Annotated in this window: 18 protein-coding genes; 16 read left to right on the forward strand and 2 right to left on the reverse strand. The window is 50.0% G+C overall.

Features of this window, described 5'->3' with window-relative positions; translation table 11 throughout:
- Window positions 1-3 precede the first annotated feature (3 nt).
- The 11 genes from ACXAFQ_RS14260 to ACXAFQ_RS14310 all read left to right on the forward strand — a co-directional run bounded on the left by ACXAFQ_RS14260 (window position 4) and on the right by ACXAFQ_RS14310 (window position 10,072).
- Window positions 4-492 (forward strand): TRAP transporter small permease, encoded by a 489-nt coding sequence (locus tag ACXAFQ_RS14260; protein WP_070125908.1) that lies wholly within the window; start codon window positions 4-6, stop codon window positions 490-492.
- Window positions 492-1,787: a TRAP transporter large permease gene (locus tag ACXAFQ_RS14265; RefSeq protein WP_474823742.1), complete on the forward strand. Its 1,296-nt coding sequence runs from the start codon at window positions 492-494 to the stop codon at window positions 1,785-1,787. The genes ACXAFQ_RS14260 and ACXAFQ_RS14265 overlap by 1 nt, the downstream gene beginning before the upstream one ends.
- A 126-nt stretch (window positions 1,788-1,913) precedes the next feature.
- Window positions 1,914-2,936, forward strand: coding sequence for a LacI family DNA-binding transcriptional regulator (locus ACXAFQ_RS14270; protein WP_474823744.1), 1,023 nt, complete (start codon window positions 1,914-1,916; stop codon window positions 2,934-2,936).
- Window positions 2,937-3,067: 131 nt separating this feature from the next.
- Window positions 3,068-4,555, forward strand: coding sequence for a UxaA family hydrolase (locus tag ACXAFQ_RS14275; protein ID WP_474823746.1), 1,488 nt, complete (start codon window positions 3,068-3,070; stop codon window positions 4,553-4,555).
- Between the two features lie 14 nt (window positions 4,556-4,569).
- The gene (uxaC, locus tag ACXAFQ_RS14280; RefSeq protein WP_474823748.1) at window positions 4,570-5,985 is read left to right on the forward strand and encodes a glucuronate isomerase; all 1,416 of its coding nucleotides are present in this window, start codon (window positions 4,570-4,572) and stop codon (window positions 5,983-5,985) included.
- Window positions 5,986-5,989: 4 nt separating this feature from the next.
- Window positions 5,990-7,450 (forward strand): mannitol dehydrogenase family protein, encoded by a 1,461-nt coding sequence (locus tag ACXAFQ_RS14285; protein ID WP_474823750.1) that lies wholly within the window; start codon window positions 5,990-5,992, stop codon window positions 7,448-7,450.
- On the forward strand, window positions 7,450-8,088 hold the full coding sequence (gene eda, locus ACXAFQ_RS14290) for a bifunctional 4-hydroxy-2-oxoglutarate aldolase/2-dehydro-3-deoxy-phosphogluconate aldolase (protein WP_474823752.1): 639 nt from the start codon (window positions 7,450-7,452) through the stop codon (window positions 8,086-8,088). Before ACXAFQ_RS14285 ends, eda begins: the two co-directional genes overlap by 1 nt.
- Complete coding sequence (locus tag ACXAFQ_RS14295; RefSeq protein ID WP_474823754.1) at window positions 8,085-9,002, forward strand: sugar kinase; 918 nt, start codon at window positions 8,085-8,087, stop codon at window positions 9,000-9,002. The genes eda and ACXAFQ_RS14295 overlap by 4 nt, the downstream gene beginning before the upstream one ends.
- 118 nt (window positions 9,003-9,120) lie before the next feature.
- Window positions 9,121-9,348: a type II toxin-antitoxin system VapB family antitoxin gene (gene vapB / locus ACXAFQ_RS14300; protein ID WP_474823757.1), complete on the forward strand. Its 228-nt coding sequence runs from the start codon at window positions 9,121-9,123 to the stop codon at window positions 9,346-9,348.
- On the forward strand, window positions 9,345-9,761 hold the full coding sequence (locus ACXAFQ_RS14305) for a type II toxin-antitoxin system VapC family toxin (RefSeq protein ID WP_474823759.1): 417 nt from the start codon (window positions 9,345-9,347) through the stop codon (window positions 9,759-9,761). Before vapB ends, ACXAFQ_RS14305 begins: the two co-directional genes overlap by 4 nt.
- Before the next feature lie 101 nt (window positions 9,762-9,862).
- Window positions 9,863-10,072, forward strand: a complete 210-nt coding sequence (locus ACXAFQ_RS14310; protein WP_474823761.1) for an AbrB/MazE/SpoVT family DNA-binding domain-containing protein — start codon at window positions 9,863-9,865, stop codon at window positions 10,070-10,072.
- Between the two features lie 59 nt (window positions 10,073-10,131).
- On the opposite strand, the gene ACXAFQ_RS14315 is transcribed toward ACXAFQ_RS14310, so the two are convergent.
- Both ACXAFQ_RS14315 and ACXAFQ_RS14320 read right to left on the reverse strand, forming a co-directional pair.
- Window positions 10,132-10,887, reverse strand: coding sequence for a rhamnogalacturonan acetylesterase (locus ACXAFQ_RS14315; protein WP_474823764.1), 756 nt, complete (start codon window positions 10,885-10,887; stop codon window positions 10,132-10,134).
- Between the two features lie 63 nt (window positions 10,888-10,950).
- Complete coding sequence (locus ACXAFQ_RS14320) at window positions 10,951-13,692, reverse strand: TonB-dependent receptor (RefSeq protein WP_474823766.1); 2,742 nt, start codon at window positions 13,690-13,692, stop codon at window positions 10,951-10,953.
- Between the two features lie 454 nt (window positions 13,693-14,146).
- Here ACXAFQ_RS14320 and ACXAFQ_RS14325 point away from each other — a divergent pair, with 454 nt between their 5' ends.
- The 5 genes from ACXAFQ_RS14325 to ACXAFQ_RS14345 are packed head-to-tail and all read left to right on the forward strand — an operon-like array spanning window position 14,147 to window position 20,690.
- Entirely contained in the window at window positions 14,147-15,346 is a 1,200-nt protein-coding gene (locus ACXAFQ_RS14325; protein ID WP_474823768.1) for a glycoside hydrolase family 88/105 protein, read from the forward strand.
- Window positions 15,347-15,355: 9 nt separating this feature from the next.
- On the forward strand, window positions 15,356-17,083 hold the full coding sequence (locus ACXAFQ_RS14330) for a glycoside hydrolase family 43 protein (RefSeq protein WP_474823770.1): 1,728 nt from the start codon (window positions 15,356-15,358) through the stop codon (window positions 17,081-17,083).
- Window positions 17,084-17,123: 40 nt separating this feature from the next.
- Entirely contained in the window at window positions 17,124-18,119 is a 996-nt protein-coding gene (locus tag ACXAFQ_RS14335; RefSeq protein WP_474823773.1) for an alpha/beta hydrolase fold domain-containing protein, read from the forward strand.
- Window positions 18,119-19,567, forward strand: coding sequence for a glycoside hydrolase family 28 protein (locus ACXAFQ_RS14340; protein ID WP_474823775.1), 1,449 nt, complete (start codon window positions 18,119-18,121; stop codon window positions 19,565-19,567). Before ACXAFQ_RS14335 ends, ACXAFQ_RS14340 begins: the two co-directional genes overlap by 1 nt.
- Window positions 19,560-20,690, forward strand: a complete 1,131-nt coding sequence (locus tag ACXAFQ_RS14345; RefSeq protein WP_474823777.1) for a pectinesterase family protein — start codon at window positions 19,560-19,562, stop codon at window positions 20,688-20,690. The genes ACXAFQ_RS14340 and ACXAFQ_RS14345 overlap by 8 nt, the downstream gene beginning before the upstream one ends.
- Window positions 20,691-20,812: the final 122 nt, after the last annotated feature.

Genomic DNA, 20,812 nt, shown 5'->3' on the forward strand with positions numbered 1-20,812 from the left:
GTCATGCGACAGTTAGTGAAGTTAATCGACAAAACGCTGGCCGCAGCGCTCATTCTGGCCATGGCCGCCATTCTGCTAGTTGTGGTATGGCAGGTAATTTCCCGCTACCTACTGCAAGATCCGGCCTCTGTTACCGAAGAATTATCCCGGTTTCTGCTTATCTGGATCGGTATTCTTGGTTCCGCTTATGCCTATCGCCAAAAAGTACATTTAGGCTTCAACCTCATCGTCAACAAACAGTCTGAGACCGTGCGCCGCTTAATCATGACATTTGTTGAACTGCTCGTGGTCGCATTCTGCGTAATGGTATTGATCATTGGCGGTAACGCGCTAGTGAGCTTGACCCTAGAGCTGGACCAAATCTCTGCCGCTCTTGGCGTACGTATGGGCTGGATATACACCGTGCTGCCTATTTCAGGCGCCATTATGGTGTTCTACGCCCTCATCAATATTTATAACCTCTGGATAGACGCATCGCAGGAGCCGCTGTAATGGAATTAACTGCAATCATTCTTATCGTCGGTTTTTTCTTCTTTCTGCTGATTAACGTGCCGGTATCCATGAGTATCGGTCTGGCCACTCTGGTTGCCATGCTGTTCAGCATCGAGTTTGAACCAGCGGTGACTACCATCGCACAGCGTATGGCGGGTGGTCTCGACAGTTTCGCCCTGCTGGCCATTCCATTCTTTGTCTTATCCGGTCTGATCATGGGTCAGGGTGGAATTGCCAAGCGACTCATCGAATGCGCCATGGCGCTTATCGGTGCCCTGCCCGGTGGTCTGGCATTGGTTAACGTGGTGTCGTGTATGCTGTTCGGCGCTATTTCCGGCTCAGCCGTGGCGGCATGCTCGGCTATTGGTAGTTTTATGCTGCCAGAAATGAAAAAGAAGGGCTATGACCCTAATTTCTCTGCCGCTGTGACTGCCGCTGCTGCTACCACAGGCATGCTCATTCCGCCCAGTAATATTTTAATTGTCTATGCCATTGCCAGCGGCGGTGTTTCTATCGCCGCCCTGTTCATGGCGGGTTACGTGCCGGGTATTATGGTAGGACTCGCATTGATGTTGGTGTGCTACATCTGGGCAAAAATAAAAGGCTACCCACTGTCAGATCGTCTGCCGCTCAAAATTGTCGTCGAGAAACTCTTCGCCGCCGTGCCAAGCTTGTTCCTGATTGTATTGGTTATCGGGGGTATTGTAGGTGGGGTGTTCACCGCAACTGAAGCCGGCGCTATTGCAGTGGTCTATTCATTGTTACTTTCCGTAGGGATCTACAAGGAAGTAAAAGTAAAAGAACTGCCAAATATTCTGCTTAAATCTGCAGAAACCACTGCCATCGTCATGCTGCTTATTGCCGCTTCTACCGCTATGTCGTGGTTACTGTCTTTCGAGAATATTCCGCAAACGCTAAGCCAGGCGTTATTGGAACTTAGCGACAATCCAATTGTTATTCTGCTACTGATCAACTTATTGTTGATTGTTGTGGGTGCGTTCCTCGACATGACACCAGCAGTACTTATTTTTACGCCGATATTCCTGCCAGTGGCCATGCAATTGGGTATGTCACCGCTGCAGTTTGGCATTATGATCGTACTTAACTTATCTATCGGTTTATGTTCACCACCGGTAGGCGCGGTACTGTTCATTACTTGTGCAATTGCAAAAACCAAGTTGGAAAACATTATTAAGCCACTGTTACCACTTTACGCTGCCATGTTTGTGGTGTTAATGCTGGTAACCTACGTTGCCTGGTTCTCCGAGGCTCTGCCTGCAGCCCTTGGTTTTTAAGGAAATTCGAAGTCCTGCCACTGGTAGGGCTTGCTGTTTTAAGACTATAAACAACAACTAATAAAGGCTAGAATGCAGTCGAACGAAAAACGAGTTAGCCTGAACTAAAAATAATAAGTGAAAAGCATGGATAAACGTCCGACTATCAATGATGTCGCCCGCCTTTCAGGGGTATCAAAACGAACCGTTTCGCGGGTAATAAATGGCGCCACGAATGTGGGTGCAAATACGCGTGAAAAAATTCAGAAAGTCATTGATGAGATAGGCTTTTCTCCAGACAAACAGGCTCGCGGGCTCGCCGCAAGTCGCTCATATCTTCTGGGTTTGATTTATGACAACCCCGATGCCCTGTTCATCGACCAGGTTCAGCGCGGTGTGCTGAGTGTCTGCTCTGAAAAGGGTTATGAACTGGTTGTTCACCCCTGCAATTACAATTCGTCTACGTTTGTGGAGAACTGCGTAAAGTTCGTCAAGCGCTCGAATATCGACGGCGTCGCCATTTTACCTCCTGTTTCAGAATCGAAAGAACTGGCTGCCGCATTACGTGAAAACAATATCAATTATGTCCGCATGGCTTCCGTTGATTTAGACGACCACGCCAACATCGTGGTTTCTGATGATCGTGCCGCTATCAGCGATCTCGCCCGTTATCTGGTGTCTCTCGGCCATCGCGATATTGCCATCATTAGTGGTCCGCAGGCCTATTACTCTTCATTAGAACGTTTAGAAGGTTTCCGCGACACGCTAAAAGAGTTAGGCATCGAACTGCAGCCCAATCGGATTATCGAAGGTAAAAATACCTACGAGAGTGGCATCGAATGTGCCCGCAACTTGTTGATCCAGACGTCTCGCCCTGCAGTCATATTTGCGAATAACGATGAAATGGCAGCGGGTGTGCTGAAAGTCGCCCATGAGATGGGCATTCGCATTCCCGAAGAGCTGTCTATCGCCGGATTCGATGACAACTTACTGGCCTCAAGAGTCATTCCTTCGCTTACAACGGTAAAGCGCCCGGTGACTGCCATGGCATCGCTGGCAGCGAAGAAAATTATCGCCATGATTGAGCATGTGCCCACCAATGAGATGGAAGACTATTTGGTGAAACCACACCTCATCATTCGCGAATCCACCAGAAAAGCAGAAAAGTAGCGGAATTTATCTGATGAAGATTGATTCCGCTACTTTTCTGACCTACAATGCCACCGGTGGCAGCAATGTTAAGAAAACGTTCCCAACCCGTTTCTCATTGCCGATGCCGTTCACATTGAGGAGTTTATAGTATGCAAGACCAAACCCAGCTGATTCAGGTTCACCCGCAAGACAACGTTGCTGTAGCGACAATGGATTTAGACGCGGGCACCCATAACGAAAATCTGGGACTGACTCTGACGGATGCGGTTCCGGCGGGTCATAAGGTTGCGCTAAAGGCTATGCATGCCGGTGACAATATCATGAAGTATGGCTTCCCCATTGGCCACCTTCTGCAAGATGTCGCTGCCGGCGCCCACATTCATAGCCACAATCTAAAAACAAACCTCAGTGGACAGGAAGCTTACACCTGGAAAACACCGGCAAAAAATGCCACCGGGAGCAAGCCATCAGATGCCACCTTTATGGGCTACCGCCGCGAGAATGGCAAAGTAGGTATTCGTAATGAGATTTGGATCATCAATACTGTCGGCTGTGTCAATCGCACCGCTGAACGTATTGCCTCTGAGTGTGAGCGCCGATTTACCAATGAATGCGATGGTTTCCGCGCATTCACGCATCCCTTCGGTTGTTCACAATTAGGCGATGATCTTACCGATACCCGTGCGATTCTTGCGGCGCTGGCTTCCCATCCTAATGCAGGCGCAGTATTGATTGTGGGCTTAGGCTGCGAAAACAACCAGCTCTCTGCCATGCTCGAGTTGGTTGATAAACCACAAGACCGTCTTCGCTATTTTAATTCCCAACAAGTGGGAGATGAAATTGAGGAAGGCATTAAATTGGTTTACGAAATGCTCAATACCGTGGGCAGAGATAAACGCGAACCTGTTCCAGCGTCAGAATTAGTACTAGGCGTGAAATGTGGTGGCAGCGATGCATTTAGCGGTATCACCGCAAACCCGCTGGTTGGCCGCATGACCGATATTCTCACCAATGTAGGCGGTACCGTACTGCAAACAGAAACACCGGAGATGTTCGGTGCCGAACAACTGCTCATGGATCGCGCCATCAGCGAACCGGTGTTCGAAGACATCGTGTCACTGGTAAACGAATTCAAGCAATACTTCCTCGACCACAACCAGCCGGTTTATGAAAATCCGTCACCGGGTAATAAAGCGGGCGGCTTAACCACCCTGGAAGAAAAATCCTTAGGTGCGGTGCAAAAAGGTGGTCAGGCAACGGTTTGTGGCGTACTTAAGTACGGCGAGCCGGTAAATCAAAAAGGTTTGTCATTGTTACAGGCGCCGGGTAACGACGCCGTTAGTAGTACCGCCCTGGCCGCCAGTGGCGCACACATTGTTTTATTCACTACCGGGCGCGGTACACCGCTCGGGTTCCCTGTACCCACACTAAAAATATCGTCAAATTCCAGAATAGCAGAACAAAAACCACACTGGATTGACTTCAACGCGGGACAAGTGCTGCAAGGCGTCAGTATCGACGACTGCGCTGCACAGCTGTACCAACTTTGTCTCAGTACGGCGTCAGGCCAGCTGACCTGTAATGAGAAAAATGGCAGTCACGAGATTGCCATTTGGAAACGAGGCGTAACCCTTTAATAAAAGAGAATGTTATGAAACCGATTTTACTACATGAAGACAGGCTGTTCCCCGTAGATGAAAAGACCCGGGGAATTGCCCGCGAGCTTTATCAGTCGGTCCGCGATTTGCCTATTATCAGCCCACATGGACACACTGACCCACGCTGGTTTGCCTACGATGAAAACTTCGGTAATGCCACCGAATTGTTTATTCTTCCCGACCATTACGTGTTTCGTATGCTGTATTCTCAGGGCATTACCCTTGAGCAGTTAGGCATTCGTCGCTGGGACGGCGGTGAATCAGAAGCTGACCCGCGCAAAATCTGGCAGTTGTTTGCTGATCACTACTATTTATTCCCTGGCACGCCGTCTCGTATGTGGCTCGACACCGTATTTAAAAACGTGTTCGGCCTGAGCGATATGCTGTGCTCCGATAATGCCATGGATTACTACGAGTTCATCACTGCCGAACTGGCGAAGCCGGAGTACAAACCCCGCGCGTTGATGGACCGTTTCAACATTGAACTCATCGCCACCACCGAAGGCGCACTGGATTCTCTGACTCACCACGGACACATTAAAGGTACCGGTTGGGACAAGCGCGTTATTACCACTTTCCGCCCTGACGATGTGGTCGATGCCTCCCGCGAAGACTTCGTGACTAACGTAGCGAAACTCGGTGAAATCACCGGTGAAGACACCACCAGCTGGAACGGCTATCTGGCGGCATTGCGTCAGCGTCGTCAGTTCTTCCGCGAACATGGTGCAACGGCTACTGATCACGGTCACCCGACTGCCGCCACCGCAGATTTATCTGCCGCGGAATGCGAAAGCCTGTTCAGCAAAGTGCTGTCAGGCGACTCCTCTGCCGCCGAACAGGAACTGTTCCGCGCACAAATGCTCACCGAACTGGCGGGCATGAGTGTGGAAGACGGTATGGTAATGCAAATTCATCCGGGCTCTTTCCGCAACCACAACGAAAGCCTGTTTAAGAAATTCGGCCGCGATAAAGGTCACGATATCCCAATGCAGACCGACTACGTGAACGCGTTGAAACCGCTGCTGAACAAATACGGTAACGAGAAGAACCTCAATATTATTCTGTTTACGCTGGATGAAACCGTATACGCCCGCGAACTGGCGCCACTTGCTGGCCACTATCCGTGCCTGAAGCTGGGTCCGGCGTGGTGGTTCCACGACAGCCCGGAAGGCATGCTGCGCTTCCGCCATAACGTGACTGAAACCGCTGGTTTCTACAACACCGTTGGCTTTAACGACGACACCCGCGCGTTCCTGTCTATTCCGGCCCGTCACGATGTGGCACGCCGCATTGACTGCCGATTCCTCGCGCAACTGGTGGTTGAGCACCGCGTAGCCGACTGGGAAGCCGCCGAACTGGCACAGCAACTGTCTTACAATCTGGCGAAAAACGCCTACAACCTGGGGTAACGGAATGGCTCGTCTTAATTTTGCCACGCTGGCCGATTTACCGGCAGACGTTAAGCAACCACAGTACGATGTGAACGCCACCACCAGCGGCATTGTACATATTGGCCCGGGCGCGTTTCACCGCGCCCACCAAGCGGTGTACACCGATTTAGCCATGGCCCACGGCGGCAACTGGCGCATCGACGGTGTGTCTATGCGCAGCAAAACGCTGAAAGAAAAGCTGGCTGAACAGGATAACCTGTACGCGCTGGTCGTACTGGACAACGAGCCTTACACTCAAATCATCGGCTCCGTGAATCATGTGTTTGTGCTTGCCGACGACCGCGATGCGATTATGGCATCGCTGACTGCCCCGACCACGCACATCATTTCCACTACGATTACCGAGAAAGGCTACTGCCTGGATAATCAGGGCAATTTGGATGCGTCTCACCCTGACATCGTTCATGACAAAGATTTCCCCGAAGAGCCTGTTTCAGCCATCGGGCTGATTGTAGCAGCACTGGCGAAACGCAAAGCGACCGGTGCCGATGAAGTTACCGTGATCAGCTGCGATAATTTGTCGGACAATGGCAGCAAGCTTGGCGCCGCGGTAGTCGCGTTTGCCAAACTGCAAGACAGCGAGCTGGCTGCGTGGATTAAAGCAAATATCTGTTTCCCGAACACCATGGTAGACAGTATTACCCCGGCGACTGACGAAGCACTGGTTAGCCAAACGTCTGCGGCTCTAGGCGTTACCGATGAATGGCCAATACAACGCGAAGCTTTTACTCAATGGGTTGTGGAAGACAAATTCAGCGGCCCTCGCCCAGCATGGGAAAAGGTGGGCGTAACGTTCACTGACGACGTTCACATGTTTGAAAAAGCCAAGTTGCGTGTGCTGAACGGTACTCACTCTTCGTTAGCTTACGTGGGTTCACTGCTCGACATCGACACCGTATTCGAAGCCATTAGCAAGCCGGAAATCGAAGCGTTTATCCGCCGTTTACTGACAGAAGAAATTCTGCCAACCATTGAAGTGGGCGACAAAATGGATTTACCGGCCTACGCCGATGACATTCTGAATCGCTATCACAACCGCCATATTCGCCACATGCTGTCGCAGATTGCGTGGGATGGTTCACAGAAACTGCCTTTCCGTATTCTTAATACCGTGCGCGACCAAATAAAGGCCGGCGGCAGCATCAAACTGCTAAGCGTGCCAATTGCAGCCTGGATTTTGTTTATTGCTAAGCGCCAGCTGGCCGGCGAAACCATTACCGATCCCAAAGCTGAGCAACTGTTATCCCTGGCCGAAGCCAACAAGGGTGACGTTGAAGCACTTACTGATGCCGTGCTAAACCTGAACGATGTATTTGCCGAGTTAACCGACAATCAGGATTTCCGCCAAGCGGTGCATGATCAAGTGAGCAAATTAGAAAACATCCGCGTTGAAAACATGGCGCAACAATTAGGAGAATTGTAATGAAAGGGATTCTGTCAGTCGTTAAAGGCACACCCATTCTTCCTATCTTACAAGCCGACACCGTAGATGAAGCACTGGATATCGCCCGTGCCGTTCAAGCCAGCGGCTTGAAAAACCTGGAAGTTGTACGTCGTACTGATGCCGCTGCCGACTGCGTTGCGGCTATCCGTGAGTCTTTACCCGATATGGTAGTAGGTATGGGTACAGTACTTACGCCAGAGCACGCGAAAGAAGCTGTCGATGCGGGTAGCCAGTTTTTAGTTACGCCAACATTAAGCCCTCGCTTACTCGACGGATTAATGAGTTGTGGCGTACCGTTCATTCCCGGCACTAGCGATCCGGCCGATATCCTTATGGCCAGTGAGTACGGCTTGAAAGAGCTCAAGTTCTTTCCCGCTCACCTGAGCGGCGGCGCTCCCATGCTGAAAGCACTCAGTAGCATTTTTAAAGAGATAAAATTCTGCCCTACCGGTGGGGTGTCTGGCGATAACGTAGGTGATTACCTGAAACTGAACAATGTGTTTGCTGTTGGCGGTTCATGGATGATCCCATCCAGCGATGTGAAAAGCGGAAACTGGGAGAGCATTACTCAAAAATGTAAACAGGCTATCGCCGCATTTGAAGAGTATCGCCCATGAGCAAAATCGTCATTTTTGGCGAGTGCATGGTAGAACTGGTTAACCGGGGAGCAGATACGCTGTCCAAAGGTTATGCCGGCGACACTTACAACACCGCCGTTTATCTGAAACGCTGCGCTCACGACATTTCGGTGAGCTATCTCACTGCCATCGGCGCAGACTTTCTCAGTGACGAGTTACTGTTCAAGATGGGTGAGGAAGAAATCAATACAGACCAGGTTTATCGAAGTAACGACCGCAACCTGGGCCTGTATATGGTGCGCACCGACAAGCATGGCGAGCGTACTTTTGCCTATTGGCGCGCGAACTCTGCCGCAACCCAAACCATGAATCTGTTCAATGGCAGCCTGAATAATGCCGACGTATTCTACTTCAGCGGTATTTCACTGGCGATTCTGGATGACGCCCAGCGCTTAAAACTGTTCGACCTGGTTGATAGCGTGCGCGCGGCCGGCGGCAAAGTAGTCTTTGACCCCAATTACCGCCCTCGCCTATGGAAAGACCAACAAGAAGCACAGACCTGGATCGACAAAGCCTACGGTCATGCAGACATTGCCTTTCCTGGCGGCGATGATCATCTCGCGCTTTATGGTCACACCGATGTAGACGCCATTCATGCCCACGTAGCTGCATTAGGTGTGGCAGAGATCATCGTGAAAAACGGTGCAGTAGGCGTGCATATTTACCAAGGTGCAACCCATTGTATCGTTCCGGTAGAACGGGTTGAGCAGGTTGTAGATACCACCGCAGCCGGTGATGCCTTTAATGGCGGGTATTTGTCAGCGCGCTTATCTGGTAAAGATGTTACTGACTCTGCCAGCTTCGGTGCCAAAGTGGCTGCAACGGTAATTAGCTATCCCGGCGCCATTGTCGAAAAAGAAGCTTTCTACAAGCATATTGCAGCGCTCTCCTGATTGGGGGGCGTTTAATTCCCCCAAAGCTACTTCAAAAACCCGTACTTCCGTACATTGATTTATTTTCAAACAATCTCCATACTGGCATATGTCTGTCATATGTCACTTGGGGTATACCATGAAAACTGCATCTTTATTTAAAAATGGAAGAAGCCAGGCTGTGCGTCTGCCTAAAGACTTTGAGTTCGATGGCATTTCAGAGGTCGAAATTATTAAGGAAGGTGACAGCGTTATACTTCGTCCGTTAAGAAAATCTTGGACGAGCTTCTCCGCCATTGATAGCGTCGATGAAGACTTTATGTCTGAAAGACCGGATGTAATTACTGAAGGTCGCGTAGTGCTATGAAACGCACCTACATGCTTGATACAAATATTTGCTCTTACATCATAAGGAAGAGGCCTGAACAAGTATTACAAGTGCTTCAGGCCCACGTACAAAACAAAGACAGAATCGTTATTTCTGCTATTACATATTCTGAATTAATGTTCGGCAGCATTGGTAAAAAAGCCTCCCCTAAACTTCCTGCTGTCATTTCAGAATTCATGGAAAGAATTGACGCGGTGGTCCCGTGGGATAAAGATGCTGTTGCTGCAACAACACGAATTAAAAAGGAGCTTGCAGAAGCTGGTACGCCGATTGGTTCAAACGACGCAGCTATAGCCGGGAATGCCTTAGCCATAAACTGCACCATAGTTACGAACAATGTTAGCGAATTTAATCGTGTCAGTGGTTTGCAAGTTGAGAACTGGACCCACTAATTTAACTAAGGTGGCTTTATCTCTATTTTCACCCGCCTTCCTTGACTTCCCCACACTGTCTACTACTTTTTCCTATATACACATCACCACCCGAGCGGAACATGGACAAATCAGCGTTATATAAAGTAGGCGACAATCAATTTGTGCGCCTACCAAAAGGATTCAGATTCGAGGCTGTTCTTGATTTAGATATCAAGGTTGAGGGTAATGAGGTCACCATTAATCCGGTGACACAGTCGTGGATGAGCCTGAATGATGTAGAGAAAGGTGAAGCCGACTTCATTGTGAACCAGGATATGATTGCACAATAACGTCGCCCTCTTTGCTATTCAAATCACTGCCGTCGGGGAACGCGTCCGGGTCTTCCGGATTACAGCGTTTCCCGATATACATATTTAGCCAGCGGATGCGCTTTCGCTTTTAAATCCTTAATGAAAAATTGCGCTACCCATGCAGCCCCCAGGGTATTTAAATGGGTGTCGTCACTTTTACCATCCGGATAGCGGGTGTAAATGCCAGGTGGGATACGTAAGAAAAATTTCACCGTTGCTTCATCGCCTGCTTCCTGCAGATAATCACAGGTAAACTTGTTCATATCAAAGAAGGTTACGTTTTCTTCTTTGGCCACTTCTCGCGCCGCATTCACATAATCGGTCATGGTGTAGCGCACATCGCCATTTTCTTCAAAATAGCGACGGCAGATAGAGCTGGCAATCATCGGTGTAGCGCCTTTATCACGCACATCCTTGATGTAGCGTTGCAGATACGCAGGGTAGTCTTTTTCTGCCGAGGCATAGCGAGCAGGATCTTCTTTTTTCTGATCGTTGTGACCAAACTGAATAAGCACATAGTCGCCCTCTTTCATCTCGGACAACGCCTTGCCCCAGCGGCCTTCATCGATGAAACGTTTGGTGCTGCGGCCGTTAGCCGCATGATTCAGAATTTCCAACTCCTGTGACATATAGCCTGGTAAGGCCATTCCCCAGCCCCGTTCAGGGTAATACAGGTTTGGCTTGATCGACATGGTGGAATCGCCGATCAGGTGCAAGGTGGTACGGGTAGGATCTTGTGCACTGGCCGCTAATGACGTAGCGGCGATTAGCAGGGAAAGCATTAGTTTTTTCATTGCGAATCCTTTTTTATAAAAAAAGGCCATCATCGCTGATGGCCTAAGACACACTACACTCTGTTACATTCTGTAGCTCACACCCAGGAAGAACTGGCGACCTGTGGCCTGACTGTTGATGATGCGCATTGCATTAGCATCGATGTACTCATCAATGGTTTCATCCGTTAAGTTAATTCCTTCCAGAGTGAATTTCAGGTTCTCTGAGTATTTATAACTGGTTGAGAAATCGATATAAGTGGTGGCATCCATAACACGCCATTTACGCTCGTCGGTGCTGCTCAGGTTAGTATAAAACTCACCACGGTAGGCTGCTGACACGCGGGCGCTGAACACTTCATCTTCCCAGTACAAGGTGAAGTTTGCAGATTCATCAGACTGGCCGGTTAGCGGGCCTACACGACCTTCACCGTAAGTGACCTCTGAATCCACCAGCGTGAGGTTAGCCAGCACACCAAACTTCTGCATCCATTCAGGACCTGGTAGGAATGTAAGTGGCTGCTGGTACTGAATTTCGAAACCATTCAGATCCCCCCCTTCACCATTCACGGTGCGGCGCACCTCAAACGTTTCATCAATCACGTTGTCCAGTTCTGCACCCAGCAGTGAATCTGGCAGACCTGTTTCCGCCCAACTCACTTGCACAGTTTCAGTGGTAGGCAGTGATTCAATATCTTTCTGGAAATACGCTACCGAGAACAGCGCGCCCTCATCGAAGTACCATTCAACCGCCAGGTCTGTTGCATCCGCACGGAAAGGCTCGATGTAAGGGTTGCCGTAAGACACGCGGTAATCACCAAAAATCGACACGCTGCCGCCCGGGCTCAGGGTACCCAGATTCGGACGTGACATCACTTTTGCCCAGCTTGCGCGCAGAATTAACTCATCTGTCATTTCCAGCGCCAGGTTAACCGATGGCAGGGTGTCAGAGTAATCATGCTCAACGGTAACTTCTTCGGTACCATTCACAATACCGGTTGATTCAAGATCGGTTTTTACATGACGAACACCGGCATTACCGCGCAGAATTTTGCCGCCCACTTCAGTGTTAAAGTCGGCCTGCACGTAATAACCCAGCGACTGTTCCGTTACCGAACGGGTATCGCCCGGACGCACATTGTAAGGCCAGCAGCCGCTGTTAACGAAGTCGCTGATGCTGGCGCCATCCGCCATGAAGAAGCTCTGGCCACCAAAAGACACCACACCACCGTCTGCATCGGTTACCACGTTACTGATACCACAAGCAGAATTGTCTACAGTGCCGTCAGAACCATCCACTGAAGCAAATGAAGCGTCAGCACGCACACCTTCGATTTCGTAGCCATATTCACGCCATGTTACACCGCCGCTTACCGTCAGTTCGTCGGTCAGGATATATTCCAAATCGCCGCGCACTGTATCGGTTGACGTTTCCGCGTCATAGATACGGTCACGGAATTCAGACACTTCCCAGTTAGCCGGATCCGTTGTGTCAAAGCTATAGCCGATGGTGGGGTTCAGCATATCGGAGAAGTCGTACGTGACCGCAGAGCTTGCTTCAGCATACTCAAGCGTTTTACGTTCGTCGTTGTCACTGAAATGCTCGTAAATCACCGTAGTTTCACGGTTATCCAATACAGATTTAGACGAACCAGCCAGCAGTGACATTTTTAACGCATCTGTAAAGTGGTGATCAATGCTCACACTGAACTGAGTGAATTCCGATTCCCAGTCTGCCTGGAAGAACTCTGAACGTACATCCACATCAGCAATGGTGGCGGCATACATGGTGTTGTTGCCGTCAATTTGATAAGCCGTTACGTCAGACTGCTGTACGCCTGTTGCACCGGTACGGGCCAGCGAGATAGCTTCCATGAAAGGCTCATCGCGATGGGCGTCGATATTGGCGTACAAGGCATCAACAGAAATAATCGTGTTTTCAGAGGGGGCGAACTGAACAGCGGCGGTTAAACCTAAGCGGTCCTGATCGTGGGTTTTATCGGCAAAGCGCGGGAAGCGCGGGTGCCATGCGCTGCTCACCGCGGCAACATCTGCATCACTGGTACAGGCTGAACAGGCACCAAAGGTGTCGTCTTCCCAGCGTCCGGTATCAGAGCCTGCATTGTTTACATTACGGTTTGAGAACGATGCAGAGAACAGTACGCCGAAGTTATCATCTTCGTTTGTCCAGGAACCAAGGGCAGACATACGCGGCGTAAGCTCTTGTGACTGATCGTTATAAGCGCCCTGAGCATTCACGGCCACTACATTATCCTGAAAATCAAAGGGACGACCGGTGCGCAATGCGACGGTGGCACCTAACGACCCCTCATCAAGCTCTGCTGAGGTGGTTTTATAAACACTAAGCTGGTTAAAAAGTTCAGAAGCAAATACGTTGAAGTCGAAACCACGGCTGGTACGCACACCGCCGGTACCGGCAGCCAGCGATTGCGCCTGCATACCATTCAACTGTACTCGGGTAAAAGTAGAGTTCAAACCACGAACGGTAATTTCCCGGCCCTCGCCCGCTTCACGGGTAACCGCTACGCCCGGAATGCGCTGCAGGGCTTCTGCGAGGTTTTGGTCAGGAAAGTCGGCGATGTCTTCAGCAAGAATAGTATCAACCGAGCCGGCAGAAGACTGTTTCAACGACAGAGCTTTCGATAAGCTATCTGCATAGCTGCTGGCGCGAACTGAAATGACTTCGATATCGTCGGTAGCAGTGTTAGATGTAGTTTCCTGTGCTTGTACGGCCATAGATGTAATACAAGCTGCTGTAACTGCTAAGCTAAGTGGCGCTTTTTTGAAACCTTTGGCAAAGTTCATGAGTGTTCCTCACGGATAATTCTTCGTTACTATCTCACTACACCTTGATGTGTAGCCCGAATCCTCTCAGCCACTTTGGTTGACATTTACATCGCCACCGGTGGCTTTTATTTTTCCTGCAAAGCCGCGTTAGATACAGAGGCCTGCTTTACAATTGCTTTACATGCTAGATCCAATTGCTACCGGTGGCAATAGTTTTTATTGAAAAATTGTAAACACTGTCACAATTTATACTAAAGCCTGATAAATCCGTTGATTTTAATTAATTTTATTCAACTGTGGTGCTATTCTCTATTACTGAAAAATTCGCTACAGCGTACGTTTCTAAAGGCCTTGAGGCTTTTTTGTTATATTGTTCCGCGTAAATATAACAACTTGACAACATCTAACCCCTGAAGCATTATGCTACCGGTAGCACATAAAGTATTTAATTTGTTAATTTTGGAGAGTTCCAATGCGTAAGTTCTTTAGTTCCGTATTGCTCGCGGCGGCCACCCTAAGCGCGCCAGTTTCAGCCCTCGCTACCGATAGCGCAGCCTATCTGGACAATACTCAACCCTGGTCTGTGCGCATGGCCGAATCGGAAATGGTGCGCTTCCCCGAAGCATGGATGATTGATTGGGATGAAAAACCTCAATGGGACTACGTGCACGGTCTAAACCTGCTGGCATTTTCCAAACTCTACGAACAATCTGGCGAGCAAAAATACCTCGACTACATCAAGGCCTACTACGACCGCTTTGTAAACGAAGACGGCACCATCAACACCTACGTACGCAGCAAATTCAACATCGACATGGTCAACCCGGGCAAAGTGTTGTTCTTCTTATACGACCAAACCGGTGACAAAAAATACAAGCTGGCCGCCGACACCCTGCGCGACCAGTTAAACGACCATCCGCGTACTAGCGAAGGCGGCTTCTGGCACAAGAAACGCTACCCGTCACAAATGTGGTTGGATGGCCTGTACATGGGCGCCCCTTTTTACGCTGAATACATCATGCGCTATGGCGATCCGAAAGAACTGGATGATGTTTATAAGCAATTTGAGTTAATTGAAAAGCACCTGTACGCAAAGAATACCGGCCTGCCCCGTCACGGCTGGGATGAATCTCGCGATCAAAAATGGGCCGATAACGATACAGGCCTGTCGCCGAATCACTGGTCACGGGCTTTAGGCTGGTACGCCATGGCCGTTGTTGACGTATTGGAAGTGGTACCGAGTCAGAGCGAAAAACGAGAGTGGCTGGTTTCGCGCTTCAAGAACTTTGTAGATCACGCTGTAAAGTATCAGGATGAAACCGGGGCTTGGTATCAAGTCACTGATTTAGGCGACAAAGAAGGAAATTATTTGGAAGGTTCCGGTACCGCCATGCTCACCTACGCTATAGCTAAAGGAGTTAACATGAATGTGTTGCCGAAAGACTATATCACCTACGCGAAGAAGGGTTTTGCAGGTATTGAAGACCAAATGATTTCAGTTGACCCAACCAACAACGTGATCAGCTTCGAACAAATTTGTGCCGTTGCCGGTTTAGGAGGCAACCCTTACCGAGATGGTTCGTTCGAGTATTACATGAGTGAACCCGTTCGCGCCAACGATGCAAAAGGTGTGGGCCCGTTTATCCTCGCTGCACTTGAACTGAATAAGTAAGGAGCGGCTATGCGGTTACGTCATGTAGTGCGTCCCCTATTGCTTTGTAGTTTCGTGGGGGTTGCCACATCCTCCGTAGCACTGGCTGCAACAGTAGCCAGTGAAAGCCACTCGGCTGCCGACGAGCCCCTGTGGATCAGCGATTTGCAGAACGGGAACTATAAGAACCCCATTTTGCACATCGACTACTCTGATCCAGACGTGGTGGCGGTAGATGGAAACTACTACATGACCGCATCCAGCTTTAATGCCGCACCGGGCTTACCGGTGCTGCACTCTACCGATTTAGTCAACTGGACACTCATCAACTACGCCCTGCCTAAACAAATACCACTTGATGTATTTGCTAAACCTCAACATGGGAATGGTGTATGGGCACCGAACATTCGTTTTCATGATGGGAAATTCTGGATATTTTACCCTGACCCCGATTTTGGGATTTATGTGGTTACCGCCGACGATCCGGCCGGTGAATGGAGCGAACCCAAACGCATTCTGGCAGGTAAAGGCCTTATCGACCCTACGCCACTTTGGGATGACGACGACAAAGCGTATTTGCTCCACGGTTGGGCTAAGAGTCGTGCCGGGTTTAATAACGTACTCAGTCTGCGTGAAATGGCGCCAGACACTTCTTGGGTAGGCGAAGACTATACCCACGTGGTAGACGGTAACGCCATTGAAGGCTACCGCACCCTAGAAGGCCCTAAATTCTATAAGCGTAACGGCTACTATTACATTTTCGCCCCGGCCGGCGGTGTGGAAACTGGCTGGCAGTCGGTTTTCCGTTCTGACAACATCGCCGGCCCTTATTCTGTGCGCACAGTGATGGATCAGGGCAACACGCTGATCAACGGCCCCCACCAGGGAAGCTGGGTGCACACCAATAAAAATGAAGACTGGTTTATTCATTTTCAGTCTCGCAAAGCGTATGGACGCATTGTCCATCTCCAACCCATGCAGTGGCAGAATGGTTGGCCAGTTATCGGTACCGATTCAGACGGCGATGGCGTGGGCGAACCGGTTTACACCTACACCAAGCCGGCAACCGACCAGCCCGGTGACGTGAAGCCGCAACCCACCAGTGATGATTTCTCCGGCGAGCTCGGCATTCAGTGGCAGTGGAATGCGAATCCGCAAAGTGACTGGTATCACATCGATACCTATACCAGCCGCCTTACCCTTACCGCACAACCAAAAGTCAGGGACACCGGCGACAACCTTTGGATGACACCGTCGTTATTGCTACAGAAACTGCCAGCACAAACCTATGAGGTGCGAAGCAGCTTTATTCTACAGGACCCCGAACTGCAGGCCGAAGGTGGCTTATTGCTGTTCGGTGAAGATTACGCCTGGATTGGCGTGAAGCCGATGACGAATGATAAACAGGAAACGGAAACGCACCTGGTATATGTACAGTGTAAAAACGCCCGCACTGGCTGTGATGAATCGGTTCACGACTATGGCCCTGTTAATGCATCGTCACTGGAATTACGTTACATAATGACCGACGATGCCACTGCCATTTTTAGCTACCGAACCAATGAAAAACAACGATTTACCGTGGTTGGCGAGCAGTTTAAAGCGCGTCGAGGCCGGTGGGTCGGTGCAAAAACCGGTTTGTTCAGTGTGTCTGCAGATGCCGACAACAACGCGTCTGCCGGTGTGCAAATGAAGGCCCAAAGCAAGCGGGCATCGCTAGTGGTAGATGACTTTCAGTTTATACCAAGACGGAGATAACAGGTTCATGCTCCCCGTTATGTTTAACCATAAATCAATAATGCGAACAGCTAAGCTTGTGGCCTTACTCAGCACCAGTGGGCTGTTTACAACAGCCGTGCAGGCAAAAAACTACCCGGTAGACGACAGCTACAGCGTATCCCAGCGTTTTTACGCCTACCGCGATAAGCACCCAGAGCTCGTTGAGCCTGTACTTACCTTCACCGAAGGCCAGAAAGTGCTGTTCGACCGCCGTTATAAAGTGGCCGATGATCGGGAGCTGCATCTCGATGTGTTTCAACCCGCTGAAAATAAAGCGAATCAACAGGCCATAATGTTGATTCATGGCGGTGGTTGGCGTTCAGGTAATAAGAGTCACTTTTACGCCATGGCCAATTTGCTGGCTCAGCGTGGTTATGTGGTGTTTACCCCGGAGTATCGGCTATCAATGGAAGCCCAATATCCCGCGGGCCTCAACGATATTAACGATGCGATTATCTATGTAAAAACACATGCTGCCGCCTTTGGCTTCAATCCGACCAAGCTTGCTATTGGTGGCGGCTCCTCTGGTGGCCACATGGCCGGACTGATTGGCAACACGGCCAATACAACACTGTTTAAGGGTGAAACTCCAGACGCGGACACCCGCGTACACGCTGTCGTCGACCTTGACGGCGTACTGGATTTCACCCACCCCTTAGCCCTTGCCAACGAAAATAAGCGCAAGGACAAATCCGCGGCCGGTATGTGGTTTGGCGGCGCGTATGAAGATACGCAAGCCAAATGGGAAGAGGCTTCTACGGCAAAACATATCGATGCAGAGTCGCCGCCCATGCTGATCATCAGTAGCGGCCAGATGCGCTTTACTGCCGGTAAAGACGAGGTACTGCAAAAGCTCAAAGCGGCAGGTATCGCCAGCGAATATTTTCAGTACGACAATAACATTCATACATTTTGGCTGTTCGAGCCCTACCTTAGCGAATCGGTAACCCGTATGGACCATTTTTTGCGTAACATAGCGAACACCAATGCAACACATTCCCCGGGAGTAAACTAATGGGATTTCAACCATCACGACGCGCTTTACTTAAACTTGCAGGCAGCAGCGCAGCAGGCGCAGGCATACTCGGACTCGGCGGTTGTGCCAGTACCGTCAGCCAGCCCATCGTTGGCGGAGATTTCGACTGGAATGAAGACGCGCGCGCTATCCGCAAACGTATTGTTGCACCAACGTTCCCATCCCTTCATGTGCGCATTACCGATTATGGCGCGCAAGCAGGCAGCGACAACGATTCAACCCAAGCCATTGCCAGCGCAATCAAAGACGTGGCGTCTAAAGGCGGCGGTACGGTAGAAGTACCCGCAGGTGAATTTTATACCGGCCCGGTACACCTTAAATCCAACATCAATTTTCATATAGCCAAAGACGCAGTGCTGCATTTCATTCCTGAACCGCAGCGCTACAAGCCTTACGTGTTTACCCGTTGGGAAGGCACGGAGCTTATGGGCTACTCTCCGCTTATTTACGCCTTTGAAGAAACTAACGTGGCGATTACCGGTGAAGGCACCCTGGAAGGCGGCGGCAGTGTAGATAACTGGTGGCCGTGGAAAGGCAAATGGAAAGATGCCACCTGGGGCGACCATCCAGTGGCAAACCAGAAATACACCCGAGATGTGCTGCGTCAGATGGCAGAAGATGAAGTACCTGTAAGCGAGCGCACGTTCGAAGAAAACTATCTGCGTCCGCCCTTCATTCAGCCTTATCGCTGTGAAAACGTATTAATTTCTGGTGTGACCATTCGTAATTCTCCGTTCTGGTTGGTGAATCCGGTGCTATGTACCAATGTGACCGTGCGTGACATCTACTGCCACAGCTACGGCCCCAACTCAGACGGTTGCGACCCTGAAGCTTGTACCGATGTATTGATCGAAAACTGTACCTTCGACACTGGCGATGACTGCATTGCGATTAAATCAGGCCGTAACGCCGATGGTCGCCGCGTGGGCAAAGCCTGTGAGAACGTTCTAATCAACAACTGCACCATGGAGGCCGGTCACGGCGGCGTGGTGATTGGCAGTGAGATTTCCGGTGGCGTGCGCAACCTTTATGCGCAAAATTGTGAAATGAGCAGCCCGGATCTCGACCGTGCTATCCGCATCAAAACCAACTCTATTCGTGGTGGGCACCTGAAGAACCTGAACTATCGTCAGTTCCGGGTTGGGCAGGTTAAAGATGCCGTGGTGATTAACTTCTACTATGAAGAAGGCGACGTGGGTAATTTCACGCCGAAACTGGAAGATATCACCATCGAGAACTTGTATGTACAACATGCTCAACGGGCTTTTGTGCTGCGCGGTTATGATCATACGCCTATCACGGGCGTATCTCTTAAAAATCTTATCTTCCAGAAGGTTGATAAAAAATCTGTAATTGAGAATATAGACAATATCTCTCAACAGAATATTAGAGTTAACGGCAAGACCGTGGAGTTACCCGATGTCTAAAATGTGTAGTTTGTTAATGGTGCTATTACTGGCTGTAGCCGGATGCAGTGAGCAGAAGTCCACCCATTTTCTCCCAGAAAATGTCGAGGCTAATGCCATCGTCGCTAACACTGCCATTGACGACACACATTTTTCTTCTATTCAGGCGGCGGTAGACGCCGCCCCGGAAACAGGTGGCTGGACCATTGCCATTACACCGGGTGAATATTACGAACGGGTGGTAATAGACAAACCTGACATCACCCTCATTGGTGCGGGTAAAGCCAACACGAAAATTGTATTTGACCGTTACGCCGGTAAAGCCGTTTCCCGCGACAGTGAAGAGACCTGGGGTACCTTCCGTAGCGCAACGGTGGAAATAAACCGCCCACGGGTACACATCGCCCATCTCACCATTGAAAATAGTTTTGATTTTCTCGATCAAGACGCGAAAGCCAAAGACGATCCTGCCAGAGTAAGCGGCATGCAAGCCGTGGCACTGCGAATTGGCGAATATACTGATCAAACCGTGGTAGAAGATGTCGCGTTGCTCGGGTATCAGGATACGCTTTACGTACAGGGTGGACGCAGCTATATCAAAGGTGGCGAGATTCGCGGCAATGTAGACTTCATTTTTGGGAACGGGAATGCGTATTTCGATAGTGTTGATATTTATTCCCGTCCTCGCGGCAAAGACATGGACATCACAGGCTTCGTTACCGCCCCCAGCACGTTAATTTCAGACACCTTCGGATTAACCTTTGTAAACTGCAAACTGCTGCGTGAAGAAGGCGTACCAGATAATTCTGTGCCTTTAGGTCGTCCCTGGCATCCAACCACCACGTTTGCCGATGGACGCTATGCAAACCCGTTTGCTAAAGGTAAAGCCGTGTTTATCGACACTTGGATGGACGCACACATCACCCAGGACGGCTGGGCCACCATGGGCGGCTCGACTAAAGAGGGCGGTAGAAAAGAATTCAGCCCGTACACTGAAGCGCGCTTTGCCGAGTTCAACAGCAGCGGTGAAGGTGCATTCACCAATGACAAACGCCCGCAACTCACGTCAGACAAGGCAGAATTGCATTCTATGTTCAACATCCTGAATGGATGGACGCCACAACTTACCGGTGCGAATGATTAATCGGCGTTTTCATTCGCCTTATATCGTTTAAATCTGATTAAGCAGAATTCGATAGCGACTTAAGTCGCTATTGGGTAGATGTAGAGGATGCACTCAGGCACACTGTGACCCTTAACGATTTA

The organism is Alteromonas sp. ABH2_165 (genome assembly GCF_056159945.1).